This is a genomic window from Pseudomonas sp. TJI-51, from assembly GCF_000190455.2.
Lineage (GTDB): Bacteria > Pseudomonadota > Gammaproteobacteria > Pseudomonadales > Pseudomonadaceae > Aquipseudomonas > Aquipseudomonas juntendi.
Genome location: NZ_AEWE02000024.1, coordinates 1 through 12,791, shown reverse-complemented (window position 1 = coordinate 12,791; position 12,791 = coordinate 1). Strand labels below are relative to the sequence as shown.

Sequence of the window (12,791 nt, the reverse complement as noted above, 5' to 3'; positions counted from 1 at the left end):
CTTGCCGGCGATAGGGCCAAAGCAGGCTGACCTCAATGGGTGGTCAGGCCAGCAGCCCCCATGAACAAGCGCATCACCCAGGCCGCCACACCCAGTGCGGCCACGCTCAACGCCCAGATCAACACCAGCCAACCCAGCCGCTGCCACAACGGTTTCTTTTCTTCCAGGCCATGCTTGCCAGTCATCATGCGGGCCTCCTAGTGGTAGCCGTCGTCATGGGTCACCTTGCCGCGGAACACGTAGTAGCTCCAGAAGGTATACCCGAGGATGAACGGCAGGATGAACAGGGTGCCAACCAGCATGAAGCCCTGGCTTTGTGCTGGCGCTGCGGCATCCCAGATCGAGATCGACGGCGGGATGATGTTCGGCCACAGGCTGATGCCCAAGCCGCTGTAGCCAAGGAATATCAGCACCAGCGTGAGCAGGAACGGCGTGTAGTGCGCGTTGCGGGCCACGGCCTTGAGCAAGCCATAGAACGTCACCAGTACCAGCAACGGCACCGGCATGAACCACAGCAGGTTAGGCATGCTGAACCAGCGGTCGGCGATCTGCGGGTAGGCAATCGGCGTCCACAGGCTGACGATACCGATCACCACCAGCAGCACCAGCGCCAAGGGACGGGCGATTTCGTGCATTTTCTGCTGCAGCGGCCCTTCGGTTTTCATGATCAACCAGGTGCAACCCAGCAGCGTGTAGGCCACGATCAGCCCCACCCCGCAGAACAGGCTGAACGGGGTCAACCAGTCGAGGGTGCCCCCGGCAAAATGCCGGTCGACCACCTTGAACCCTTCCAGGAACGCGCCCAGCGCCACCCCCTGGAAGAAGGTGGCGATCAGCGAACCCCAGATGAATGCCTTGTCCCAGATGTGCCGCTTGCGGGCGGTGGCCTTGAAGCGGAATTCAAAGGCCACCCCCCGGAAGATCAAGCCGATCAGCATCAGGATCAATGGCAAGTACAACGCTTCGAGCACTACCGAGTAGGCCATCGGGAAGGCCCCGAACAGCCCGGCCCCCCCGAGCACCAGCCAGGTTTCGTTGCCGTCCCACACCGGGGCGACGGTGTTCATCATCACATCACGGTCATGCTCGCCCTTCACGAACGGGAAAAGCATGCCGATGCCCAGGTCGAAACCATCCATCACTACGTACATCATCACGCCGAAGATGATGATCACCGCCCAGATCAGCGGAAGGTCGATACCCATGGCTCAGTTCCCCTTGTTCAGGCTGGCGGTGTTGGCCTCGTGGCCATCATCGGCGGCGGACAGCGGCCGCGCCGGGGTGCGTTTGGTGCCGGGGCCACCTGGGTTGATTTCGTCACCCTCACCGGTCTGCGGGCCCTTGCGCACCAGGCGCAGCATGTAGCCAAGGCCGGTGCCGAACAGGGCGAAATACACCACCACGAACGCCACCAGGGTAAAGCCAAGCTGCGCATAGCTGTGGTTGGACACCCCGTCTGCGGTGCGCAGCAAGCCGTACACCACCCAGGGCTGGCGGCCAATTTCAGTGGTGAACCAGCCGGCCAGCAGCGCCACCAGGCCGGAGGGCCCCATCCACACTGCCATGTGCAGGAACGGCCGCGAGGTGTACAGCGTGCCCCGCTTGCGTAGCCAGAGGCTCCACAGGCCAACGAAGATCATCAGCAGGCCCAGGCCGACCATGATGCGGAACGACCAGAACACAATGGTCGAGTTGGGCCGGTCTTCTGGCGGGAAGTCCTTCATCGCCGGCACCTGCTTGTCCAGGCTGTGGGTCAGGATCAGGCTGCCAAGCGCCGGGATCTCAAGCTTGAAGCGGGTGGTTTCGGCCTGCATGTCAGGAATGCCGAAAAGGATCAGCGGCGTCGGCTCACCGGGCACGTTCTCCCAGTGGCCTTCGATCGCAGCGATCTTCACCGGTTGGTGCTTGAGCGTGTTGAGGCCGTGGAAGTCGCCGATCACCGCCTGGATCGGGGCGACGATCAGTGCCATCCACATGGCCATCGACAGCATCTTGCGCACCGCCGGGTTGTCCCGCCCGCGCAGCAGGTGCCAGGCCGCCGAGGCGCCGACGAAGAACGCGGTGGACACGAACGCGGCCGTGGCCATGTGCATCAGGCGGTACGGGAACGAGGGGTTGAACACCACGGCCAGCCAGTCTACCGGCACTACCCGGCCATCGATGATCTCGTGGCCTTGCGGGGTTTGCATCCAACTGTTGGAGGCCAGGATCCAGAACGTGGACACCAGCGTACCCAGTGCCACCATCAGCGTGGAGAAGAAGTGCAGCCCTCTGCCCACACGATTCCAGCCGAACAGCATGACCCCGAGGAAACCGGCTTCGAGGAAGAAGGCGGTGAGCACCTCGTAGGTGAGCAGTGGGCCGGTAACCGCGCCGGCGAAGTCGGAGAAGCGGCTCCAGTTGGTACCGAACTGGTAAGCCATGACCAACCCCGAGACCACCCCCATGCCGAAGTTCACCGCGAAGATCTTCGACCAGAAATGGTAGAGGTCGCGGTAGACCTGGTTGTGGGTGCGCAACCACAGGCCTTCGAGCACCGCCAGGTAGCTGGCCAGGCCAATGGTAATGGCTGGGAACAGGATGTGGAACGACACGGTAAAGGCGAACTGCATTCGGGCGAGCTCTAAGGCTTCTATTCCGAACATGGTGCTTCCTCTTCAGATAATCCGGCGTACGGGCTCGTGGCACCGTCGCCCACTGCCCCCACTGGGTCGAGTACGGCGCGTTGGAATTGTTCTGTTCGATCGCAGGGATTCCGGCCCACTGGGCCCATTCGTTAGTTCTGGAACGATTGATCCAGATCAACGACTGCTAGGAAGCATAGTCCTGAATGCACGGTTGGGCCGTGCGGTGGATTGCCGCGTGACCGGTTGCCCCACCGGCTTTCATGACGCGCGAAAAAGTGCTGACCCGGGCAAACAGTAACTGTTTGTTACAAACAGATGATACGCTGCGCCCCCCTCCACTGCGCCGAGGCCCCAGGGTTCCGATGTCCGATTCCGCACCGCAGTTGTTGCGCCAGCACCGCCCGTTTCTGGCCTTCTGGCTGGCCCGTGTATTCACCGCCAGTGGCTTCCAGATGCTCACCGTGGCCATTGGCTGGCACCTCTACCAATTGACCGGCAATGTTCTGGACCTGGGCCTGGTAGGCCTGGTCGAATTCGCCCCTCGGGTGCTGTTCATGCTGCACACCGGGCATGTCGCCGACCGCTATGACAGGCGCAAGGTCGCAGCGCTGTGCCAGAGCCTGCAGGGGCTGATTGCCCTGGCGCTGGCCGTGGGCAGCGCCACCGACAACGTTACCCGGGAACTGATTTTTGCCCTGGCCTTCCTGCTGGGCGCCACGCGCTCGTTCGAAATGCCAGCCACCCAGGCGCTGCTACCCAACGTGGTACCGCCAGGGCTGTTCCCACGGGCGGTGGCCGCTTCGGCCTCGGCCACCCAGTCGGCGACCATCGTCGCCCCAGCGGTGGGCGGTTTTCTGTACGCCTTTGGCAGCATCTGGGTGTATGGCCCGACGGTGGCCCTGTACGCCATCGCCTGCATCCTGACCCTGAGCCTGCAGGCACGCGGCCAGGTTACCCAGCGTGGGCGTGCCAGCGTCGAGTCGCTGCTGGCAGGGATCCGCTTCATTCGTAGCCGCCCGGACATTCTTGGGGCCATTTCGCTGGACCTGTTCGCTGTGCTGCTGGGCGGTGCCACGGCGCTGCTGCCGGTGTTCGCCAAGGACATACTGCTCACTGGCCCGCTGGGCCTGGGCCTGTTGCGCTCGGCGCCAGCGGTGGGGGCGTTGCTGATGTCGCTGTGGCTCGCGCGTTTTCCGTTCGAGCGCAATGTCGGGCGGACCATGTTCACCGCAGTGGGTATTTTTGGCGTGGCCACCATTGCCTTCGGCCTGTCCACCTCGTTCTGGTTTTCGCTGGCGGTGCTGGTGGTACTGGGCGCGGCAGACATGATCAGCATGGTCATCCGCAGTTCGTTCGTGCAACTGGAAACGCCCGATGAGATGCGCGGGCGGGTGAGCGCGGTGAACGGGCTGTTCATTGGTGCCTCAAATCAGCTCGGCGAGTTCGAGTCGGGGGTGACGGCGCACTGGTTTGGCACAGTGCCGGCAGTGGTGATGGGTGGGGTGGGCACGTTGCTGGTGACCGGGGTGTGGATAAAACTGTTCCCTACACTGGCCAAGCGGGATCGGTTGCACAGCGGTTGATGGGTTGCCGGCCACAGGACCAATACAGGCTACAGCGAACCCATTCCCCAACGGCCATAGGCCACCGCCGAGCATGCTGGTATGATGCGCGGCTTTTTTCCGCCCCACACAAAACCACGGCAAGCGGTACGGTCTGTGCTTTGCTGTTGGGGTCGATATATTCGTGGCGCCGGGCGCCTTGGGAGCGGGAATGCTGGAAAGGCTGTTTCAACTAAAAGCACACAACACCAACGTGCGCACCGAGATTCTTGCGGGCGTCACCACCTTCCTGGCCATGGCCTACATCCTGTTCGTCAACCCGAGCATCCTCGGCGAGACCGGCATGGACAAGGGGGCGATCTTTGTCGCCACCTGCCTGGCAGCCGCCATCGGCTCCACCACCATGGGCCTGATCGCCAACTACCCGATCGCCCTGGCCCCGGGCATGGGCCTGAACGCGTTCTTCACCTATACCGTGGTGCTGCACATGGGCCACACCTGGCAGGTGGCACTGGGTGCAGTGTTCCTGTCGGCAGTGATGTTCTTCCTGCTGTCGATCTTCCGTATCCGTGAATGGATCGTGAACAGCATCCCACTGCCGCTGCGCTCGGCGATTGCTGCCGGTATCGGCCTGTTCCTGGCGCTGATCGCCCTGCATAATGCCGGCATCGTCGTCGATAACCCGGCAACCCTGGTGGGCTTGGGTGACCTCAAGCAACCGGCCCCGATTCTCGCCACGCTGGGCTTCTTCCTGATTGTCGGCCTGGAAGCACTGAAAGTGCGCGGCGCCGTGCTGATCGGCATCCTGGCGGTGACCGTCGCGGCGATCGTGATGGGCGTGACGCCGTTCGGCGGCATCGTCTCCATGCCGCCATCGCTGGCCCCGACCTTCCTGCAGCTGGATATCGCCGGCGCGCTGGATGTGGGCCTGGTAAGCGTGATCTTCGCCTTCCTGTTCGTCGATCTGTTCGACAACTCCGGCACTCTGATTGGCGTGGCCAAGCGCGCAGGGCTGATGGGCAAGGACGGCCACATGCCGAAAATGGGCCGTGCGCTGATCGCTGACAGCACCGCGGCCATGGCCGGTTCGCTGCTGGGCACCTCGACCACCACCAGCTACATCGAATCCGCTGCCGGCGTCAGCGCCGGTGGCCGTACCGGCCTGACGGCCATCGTGGTCGCCGTACTGTTCCTGCTGGCGCTGTTCTTCGCACCGTTGGCCGGCAGCGTGCCGGCCTTCGCCACGGCCCCGGCGCTGCTGTTCGTTGCTGTGCTGATGGCCTCGGGCCTGGCGGAGATAAACTGGGACGACGTTACCGAAGCCGCACCGGTGGTGGTGACTGCCCTGGCCATGCCGCTGACCTACTCGATTGCCAACGGTATTGCCTTCGGCTTCATCGCCTGGACTGCAGTCAAGCTGATTTCCGGCCGCTACCGCGACCTGAACCCGGCGCTGGTGATCCTTTCCATCCTGTTCGTCATCAAGCTGGGCTGGTTCAACGCATGAGTGCTGCTTTCGACCCCTCCTCCTACGCCATCCAGCTGGACGCCAAGGTCGCCCGGCTGCGCGAGCTGCTGGCACCCTTCGGCGCACCAGAGCCGGCTGTTTTCGACTCGCCACGCGAGCACTACCGCCTGCGCGCCGAGTTTCGCCTGTGGCGCGAGGATGGCCAGCGCCACTACGCCATGTTCGCCCCGGGCGAGAAGCACAAGGCGATCCTGATCGACGACTTCCCGATTGCCAGCCTGCGCATCAATGAACTGATGCCGCGCCTGAAGGCAGCCTGGCAGGCCAGCGAAGCACTGGGCAACCGCCTGTTCCAGGTGGAGTTCCTTACCACCCTGGCTGGCGACGCCATGATTACCCTGTGCTACCACCGCCCGCTGGATGAGGCCTGGGAAGTGGCTGCTCGGCAGCTGTCCGAGGCGCTGAGCGTGAGCGTGATTGGCCGCTCCAAAGGCAAGCGCCTAGTGATCGGCCGCGACTACGCGGTGGAAAAACTCGACGTGGCTGGCCGTGTGTTCAGCTACCGCCAGCCAGAAGGCGCGTTCACCCAGCCTAACGGTGCCGTGAACCAGAAGATGCTGAGCTGGGCGTTCGAGGCAATGGGCGAGCGTGAGGACGACCTGCTGGAGCTGTATTGCGGCAACGGCAATTTCACCCTGCCCCTGGCCACCCGCGTGCGCCAGGTGCTGGCCACCGAGATCAGCAAGACGTCGGTCAATGCCGCGTTGAGCAACCTCGACGAAAACGCTGTGAATAACGTGCGGCTGGTGCGGTTGTCGGCTGAAGAGCTGACCCAGGCGCTGAACGAGGTGCGGCCGTTCCGCCGGCTGGAAGGCATTGACCTGAAAGCCTATGACTTCGGTACGGTGTTCGTCGACCCGCCGCGTGCGGGTATGGACCCGGATACCTGCGAGTTGACCCGGCGTTTCGAGCGGATCCTGTACATCTCGTGCAACCCGGAAACGCTGGCGCAGAACATCGCTCAGCTGCAAGATACCCACCGTATCGAACGCTGCGCCCTGTTCGATCAATTCCCGTACACGCACCATATGGAAAGCGGCGTGCTGCTGGTCCGGCGCTGATCCGCGCTGCACTGGGGCCTGGCTGGCCCCAGTGCAGCTTGCCAGGAGAGTGATGCCGATGGACCAGTTCAGTGCCATGCAGTCTTTCCGCCGGGTGGTCGATCTCGGCAGTTTCAGCGCCGCTGCCAGTCAGGCGGGGGTCTCGCATACCGTCCTGTCACGCCAGGTAAAGCAGCTTGAACGCCACCTCGGCGCGCAATTGCTCACCCGAACCACGCGCCGCTTGCACCTCACCGAAGCCGGCGCATTGTTCTATCGCCATTGCGTGCAGATTCTCGAACAGATGCAGGCGATGAGCCTGGAATTGTCGGAGCATCAGCAACAGCCCACCGGCACCTTGCGCCTGGGCGTGGCCACAGCCTTTGGTGAACTGGAACTGGGTCGCTGGCTACCGGATTTCGTCGAGCGCCATCCCCTGTTGCAGATCGAGCTGCACTGCAGCGACCGCTTCGTCGACCTTCTCGAAGCGGAAATTGATGTGTGCTTGCGGGTCACCGACCAGTTACCAAACTCCAGCCTGGTGGCGCGCCGGCTGACGGGCAGCGAGGTGTTGCTGGTAGCAGCCCCGGGTTATCTGCAGCGACACGGCACACCGGCTACGCCCGACGAACTCACTGGCCACCCCCTGCTCGGCTATAGCCAGCTACCGCACCCACAGCGCCTGCAACTGACCAACAACCAAGGCGAACAGCGCGACATACTCATGCCCCGACGCCTGAGTGCGAATTCGCCGATGGCCCTGCGCGCTGCCGCCATAGGCGCCCTCGGAATCGCCAGCTTCGACCGCTTCATCGTCCACGATGCCCTGCAGAACGGGCGGCTGGTACCGGTGCTGGAAGGCTGGAAACTGCCAGCGCGCACGCTTTACGCGGTTTATCCACAGAGCCGCTACCTGCCGCCCAAGGTGCGAGCATTGCTGGATTACGTGCAGGCGTACTATTCACAAGCGAGGTGGGAATATTGATTTGTGCGCGATTGACACAAGTCATGGCTGGTTTTGCCCGTATTTGTGCCCCGAACGGTGAGGTAGCCTTTTGTTGATCATCACTCAACAAAGGTTCTCCAGCATGAAAGCAGTGCAGGCATTCATCGCAGCGTTGGCACTCGGCACCTTGACAGTTGGCGCCAACGCGGCACAACCAATCGTTTCAGTCACCGACCACACGGCCTTGAACTGGCAGGACGTGCCCAATACCAATGGCGCTGTCAGTTTCGCCAACGTTGAAGGCGATATCTTCGGCAAGGGGCCCTACTCGGCCTATGTGGAATTCAGCAAAGGCACCGACAACGGCCTGCACCAGCACAGCCAGGCACTGCCGACGGTCGTGCTGAAGGGGACCTTCTATGCGGTGATCGACGGCAAGCGCATCGAGTATCCAGCAGGCGCGTATTACAACCTGCCGGCCGGGTTGATACATGAAAGTGGCTGCACGGCGGCTGCCGATTGCCTGCTGTTTCAACATCAGGCCGGTGCGTTCGACCTCAAACCCGTTGCAGGCTGAGGCATCGGGGCCGCTCGGCGGCCCCGACGTCTACATCAAAAGTCGAAGAACACCGTCTCGCCTTCCCCCTGAATACGGATATCAAAGCGATACGCCGTTTTCCCGTCCACTTCACAACGCTTGGCAATCAGCGTCTCGCGCCGCTGCGGCTGCTCGATCAGGTTGAGCACCGGGCACTTGGCATTGAGCGGCGCTTCATCATCGAAATACAGGCGCGTGTGCAGGTGGATGTTGATGCCACGGGCAAACAGGCTGATGTTGATGTGCGGCGCCATTGGTACGCCAGCGGCATTGTTCACCACGCCGGGCTTGACCGTGTACAGCGTCCACTCACCGGCGTCGAAGGTGGTGGCGGTGCGGCCGAAGCTGTTGAACGCGTTTTCCAGGTTGTAGGCATCCTGGTACTCGCCGTTGGCATCGGCTTGCCACACTTCCAGGAACGAGTCGCGCACCAGGTGGCCGTTGCCGTCGTAGACATGGCCGATCAGCTGAATGTGCTCACCCGGGGCGTCGGGCTTGGCCAGGCGGTTCCAGATTTCCTGGTCACGGGTAGGGTTGCCGGCCGCTTCCAGGGCCAGGCCGATGTGCACATAGGGGCCGGCGGTCTGCGAAGGGGTTTCCGGCAGCAGTTCGATTGGCATGGCGGGGTCCTCAGCAGTTTTCGAAGTGGGTCTTGCGCTGGCCGCGCAGCACGATGTCGAAGCGGTAGGCCAGGCAGTCCATCGGGTTGGCGTTGCTCATGTCGAGCTTGGCAATCAACTGCTGCACAGCTTGCGGGTTGGCGATCGACTTGACGATCGGGCACATCGGGATCAGCGGGTCGCCTTCGAAATACAGCTGGGTGATCAGCTTGGTGGCGATCGACGGGCCGCTGATGGCGAAGTGGATGTGCGCCGGGCGCCAGTCGTTCGGGCCGTTGCGCCACGGGTACGGGCCCGGCTTGATGGTGCGGAAGCTGTAGTAGCCGTCACGGTCGGTCAGGCAGCGGCCGACACCGCCGAAGTTGGGGTCCAGCGGTGCCAGGTAGCGGTCGTTCTTGTGGCGGTAGCGGCCACCGGCGTTGGCTTGCCACATTTCCACCAGGGTATTGGGCACAGGCTTGCCGTACTGGTCCACAACGCGGCCGGCAACGATGATGCGCTCACCGATCGGCAGGCCACCGTTATTGAAATTCAGCAGCAGGTCATGGTCATGGGCACCGAAGCCCAGGTGGGAAAAATCCGGGCCGGTGGTTTCGCTGATCGATTGCGGAATGCTGACCAGCGCCTGGCGCGGCGAGCGGGCAACGGAGGTCTTGTAGTCGGGGGTGAGGGCTTTGGGGTGCCAGTTGCGATCACGGATCACGAAGCGGCTGTTGTCCTGGGCGGGCATGCCGGTTTCCTCTCTTGGAATTATGGAGATGCACAGGCGGGCTTATTGAACCCTTCGCGGGCAAGCCCGCTCCTACTTACAGTTTCCGGCATGTCGCGCGCGGTGAATATTGAAATGAGGCACTTCAAACATATCCATTTGGTTATGCATGACCACCTGGACCTGACACCCGCTGCTGTCGTGAACTAATCTTTCACTTCTTGTTTCACGCTCGGGAGAGCACTCATGGAATGGCGAAAAGGCCGACGCAGCGACAACGTAGTCGATGCCCGGGGCGAAGGTGGCGGTGGGGGCGGCATGCGCTTTGGCGGCGGCAAGGGCCTGGGCCTGGGGGCGATCCTGCTGATCGTCGGCATCGGCTGGTTGACCGGGCAGGACCCGCTGCAGATCCTCGGCCAGTTGGCCGGCCAGGTGGAGCAGCAGCAGACCCAGACCGCGCCAAGCGGTGCTGGCGCCAAGGCGCCGCCGGCCAACGATGAACAGGCCCAGTTCGTGGCCTCGATCCTGGGCGATACCGAGGACACCTGGAAAGCATTGTTCGCCGAAGCAGGCAAACAGTACCGCGACCCCAAGCTGGTGCTGTTCAGTGGCCAGGTCAATTCGGCCTGCGGCGCTGCCTCTGCGGCCGTGGGGCCGTTCTATTGCCCGGCCGACCAGCGCGTGTACCTAGACATGTCGTTCTTCCGCGAAATGGAAACCCGCTTCGCCGCGGCCGGCGACTTTGCCCAGGCCTACGTCATCGCCCACGAAATTGGCCACCACGTGCAGACCTTGCTGGGGGTTTCGGCCAAGGTCGACGCCGCCCGCCGCAGTGGCCAGCGCATGGAGGGCGACAATGGGTTGCTGGTACGCCAGGAACTGCAGGCGGACTGCCTGGCGGGTGTCTGGGCCTACCAGGCACAGAAGCGCCTGAACTGGCTGGAGCCGGGCGATGTAGAGGAGGCGCTGAACGCTGCCAACGCCATTGGCGATGACCGCCTGCAACAGCAAGGGCGCGGCCGTGTGGTGCCGGACTCATTTACCCATGGCACCTCGGCCCAGCGCGTACGCTGGTTCAAGACCGGGTTTGCCGAAGGTGAAGTGGACCGCTGCGACACCTTCAGTGCCCGCAGCCTCTGACACCTCGCCAACAGGCTGCTGCGTCACCGCTGGAACCCTGGGGCCGCTTCGCGGCCCTTTCCCACCGGTCCGGGGCACCGGCAAGGCCGCGCCTGCAAAAACCCGCACGCTTTTTTTGCTGAAAAAGCGTTTCAGCTTCCCGCAGCATTGCCGATAACCCCTGCATGAATCAGCGGGCATCCAGAACAATAACGCCTGGCGATCGAACATCAAAAGAGCGAAAACTATTTCTGGAGTGCGTGCATGAACAGCTGGTTTGCCAACATCAGCGTCAACCTCAAACTGGGCCTGGGCTTCGGCCTGGTGCTTGTCCTCACCGGCCTGCTGGCCCTGACTGGCTGGACCAGCCTGGGCAGCCTGATCGACCGTAGCAACTGGATGAGCGACATCGGCCAGTTGAACAAAGACCTGACCGACCTGCGCGTGGCCCGCCTGCAGTACATGATCGCCAATGGCGACGATGCCGCGGCCGCCAACACCCAGGCCAAGCTGAACGCCTTCAGCAAGCAGCAGGCCTACCTGGCCAGTACGTTCAAGAGCCCCGAGAACGTCAAGCTGCTGGGTGAGCTGGGGGAAACCATCAGCGCCTACAAGCTGTCGCTGAACAAGATGCGCCAAGGCTACGACGCCACGCGCGCAGCGCGTAGCACCATGGACAGCTCGGCCGCCGGCGCCGACCAGGCCATGGACCTGCTCAGCCAGGAAGTCATGGCCCGCCCGGAAGCCGACAGCGTGCGCCTGGCCCAGTACCAACTGATCAGCCAGGCGCGCCAGCAGTTGCTGCAGGTGCGCATCGACGTGCGCGGCTACATTGCCGACAACAGTGCCAGCAACGAGCAGGCCGCCCTGCGCCAGCTGGATGCGGCACTGGCCAATGTCGACAACCTCAAAGGCCAGATGCCGGGTGAAAGCACACGCCTGCAGCAACTGGAAAGCGCGGTACGGGCCTACCGTGATGCCGTACGCCAGTTCCGCGATGCGGTCGCCAGCATCACCACCGCGCGTGCGGAAATGACCGTACAGGGTGCCGATATCGTCAAGCGCAGCGATGCGCTGTACCAGATCCAGCTGCAGCGTCGCGACGTCGAAAGCAGCCAGGCCCGCAGCCTGCAGGCCATCGCTACGCTGCTGGCATTGCTGGTCGGCGTGCTGGGGGCGGTGTTGATCACCCGGCAGATCACCCGCCCGTTGCGCGAAACGCTGCTGGCGGTGGAAAAGATCGCCAGTGGCGACCTGACCCAGCAACTGCGCGTCACCCGCCGCGACGAATTGGGCGTGCTGCAGCAAGGCATCGCGCGCATGGGTACCACCTTGCGCGAGCTGATCAGCGGCATCCGCGACGGCGTGACCCAGATCGCCAGCGCTGCCGAAGAACTGTCGGCAGTGACCGAACAGACCAGTGCCGGGGCCAATAGCCAGAAGGTCGAAACCGACCAGGTGGCCACCGCCATGCACGAAATGGCCGCCACCGTGCAAGAAGTGGCGCGCAATGCCGAACAGGCTTCGCACGCCGCCACCGGTGCCGACGAGCAAGCCCGCGCCGGCGACCGTGTGGTCGGTGAAGCGATCGGCCAGATCGAGCGCCTGGCCCAGGACATGCACCGTTCCACTGAAGCCATGAGCCTGCTGCAACAGGAAAGCCAGAAAATCGGCAGTGTGATGGACGTGATCAAGTCGGTGGCAGAACAGACCAACCTGCTGGCGCTGAACGCGGCGATCGAGGCGGCGCGGGCGGGTGAAGCCGGGCGCGGCTTCGCCGTGGTGGCCGATGAAGTACGCGGCCTGGCGCAGCGTACGCAAAAGTCCACCGAAGAAATCGAAGAGCTGATTGCTGGCCTGCAGCAGGGTACGCAGCAAGTGGCCAGCGCCATGCAAGGCAGCCGCACCCTGACCGACAGCAGCGTGGAACTGGCGCGCAAGGCCGGGGCCTCGCTGGAGAGCATTACCAGCACGGTGTCGGGCATTCAGTCGATGAACCAGCAAATTGCCGCGGCCGCAGAGCAGCAGAGTGCGGTGGCCGA

At 63.2% G+C, this 12,791-nt stretch carries 12 protein-coding genes; 7 read left to right on the top strand and 5 right to left on the bottom strand.

Annotated elements, in window-relative coordinates:
• Window positions 1-32: 32 nt before the first annotated feature.
• The 3 genes from G1E_RS06120 to G1E_RS06110 are packed head-to-tail and all read right to left on the bottom strand — an operon-like array spanning window position 33 to window position 2,645.
• Window positions 33-188 carry a DUF2474 domain-containing protein gene (locus tag G1E_RS06120; protein ID WP_009682264.1) on the bottom strand — a complete coding sequence of 52 codons (156 nt, stop codon included), beginning with the start codon at window positions 186-188 and terminating at the stop codon, window positions 33-35.
• 9 nt (window positions 189-197) lie between these two features.
• Window positions 198-1,205 (bottom strand): cytochrome d ubiquinol oxidase subunit II, encoded by a 1,008-nt coding sequence (gene cydB, locus G1E_RS06115; protein ID WP_009682263.1) that lies wholly within the window; start codon window positions 1,203-1,205, stop codon window positions 198-200.
• Between the two features lie 3 nt (window positions 1,206-1,208).
• Window positions 1,209-2,645 carry a cytochrome ubiquinol oxidase subunit I gene (locus G1E_RS06110; RefSeq protein WP_009682262.1) on the bottom strand — a complete coding sequence of 479 codons (1,437 nt, stop codon included), beginning with the start codon at window positions 2,643-2,645 and terminating at the stop codon, window positions 1,209-1,211.
• Window positions 2,646-2,989: 344 nt separating this feature from the next.
• Here G1E_RS06110 and G1E_RS06105 point away from each other — a divergent pair, with 344 nt between their 5' ends.
• From G1E_RS06105 to G1E_RS06085, 5 genes are all read left to right on the top strand, one after another.
• Window positions 2,990-4,210 (top strand): MFS transporter, encoded by a 1,221-nt coding sequence (locus G1E_RS06105; protein WP_009682261.1) that lies wholly within the window; start codon window positions 2,990-2,992, stop codon window positions 4,208-4,210.
• 190 nt (window positions 4,211-4,400) lie between these two features.
• Complete coding sequence (locus tag G1E_RS06100; RefSeq protein ID WP_009682260.1) at window positions 4,401-5,696, top strand: NCS2 family permease; 1,296 nt, start codon at window positions 4,401-4,403, stop codon at window positions 5,694-5,696.
• Window positions 5,693-6,778: a tRNA (uridine(54)-C5)-methyltransferase TrmA gene (gene trmA, locus G1E_RS06095; RefSeq protein WP_009682259.1), complete on the top strand. Its 1,086-nt coding sequence runs from the start codon at window positions 5,693-5,695 to the stop codon at window positions 6,776-6,778. The genes G1E_RS06100 and trmA overlap by 4 nt, the downstream gene beginning before the upstream one ends.
• A 58-nt stretch (window positions 6,779-6,836) precedes the next feature.
• The gene (locus G1E_RS06090) at window positions 6,837-7,742 is read left to right on the top strand and encodes a LysR family transcriptional regulator (RefSeq protein WP_009682258.1); all 906 of its coding nucleotides are present in this window, start codon (window positions 6,837-6,839) and stop codon (window positions 7,740-7,742) included.
• Between the two features lie 103 nt (window positions 7,743-7,845).
• Window positions 7,846-8,280 (top strand): cupin domain-containing protein, encoded by a 435-nt coding sequence (locus G1E_RS06085; RefSeq protein ID WP_047149699.1) that lies wholly within the window; start codon window positions 7,846-7,848, stop codon window positions 8,278-8,280.
• A gap of 35 nt (window positions 8,281-8,315) precedes the next feature.
• On the opposite strand, the gene pcaG is transcribed toward G1E_RS06085, so the two are convergent.
• Window positions 8,316-8,921 carry a protocatechuate 3,4-dioxygenase subunit alpha gene (pcaG, locus tag G1E_RS06080; RefSeq protein ID WP_009682256.1) on the bottom strand — a complete coding sequence of 202 codons (606 nt, stop codon included), beginning with the start codon at window positions 8,919-8,921 and terminating at the stop codon, window positions 8,316-8,318.
• A gap of 10 nt (window positions 8,922-8,931) precedes the next feature.
• On the bottom strand, window positions 8,932-9,651 hold the full coding sequence (gene pcaH / locus G1E_RS06075; protein WP_009682255.1) for a protocatechuate 3,4-dioxygenase subunit beta: 720 nt from the start codon (window positions 9,649-9,651) through the stop codon (window positions 8,932-8,934).
• 225 nt (window positions 9,652-9,876) lie between these two features.
• Here pcaH and G1E_RS06070 point away from each other — a divergent pair, with 225 nt between their 5' ends.
• Together G1E_RS06070 and G1E_RS06065 are read left to right on the top strand one after the other, a co-directional pair.
• Window positions 9,877-10,770 (top strand): neutral zinc metallopeptidase, encoded by an 894-nt coding sequence (locus G1E_RS06070; protein WP_009682254.1) that lies wholly within the window; start codon window positions 9,877-9,879, stop codon window positions 10,768-10,770.
• A gap of 243 nt (window positions 10,771-11,013) precedes the next feature.
• The coding region (locus G1E_RS06065) for a methyl-accepting chemotaxis protein (protein ID WP_047149698.1) at window positions 11,014-12,791 on the top strand (1,778 nt) is incomplete at its 3' end.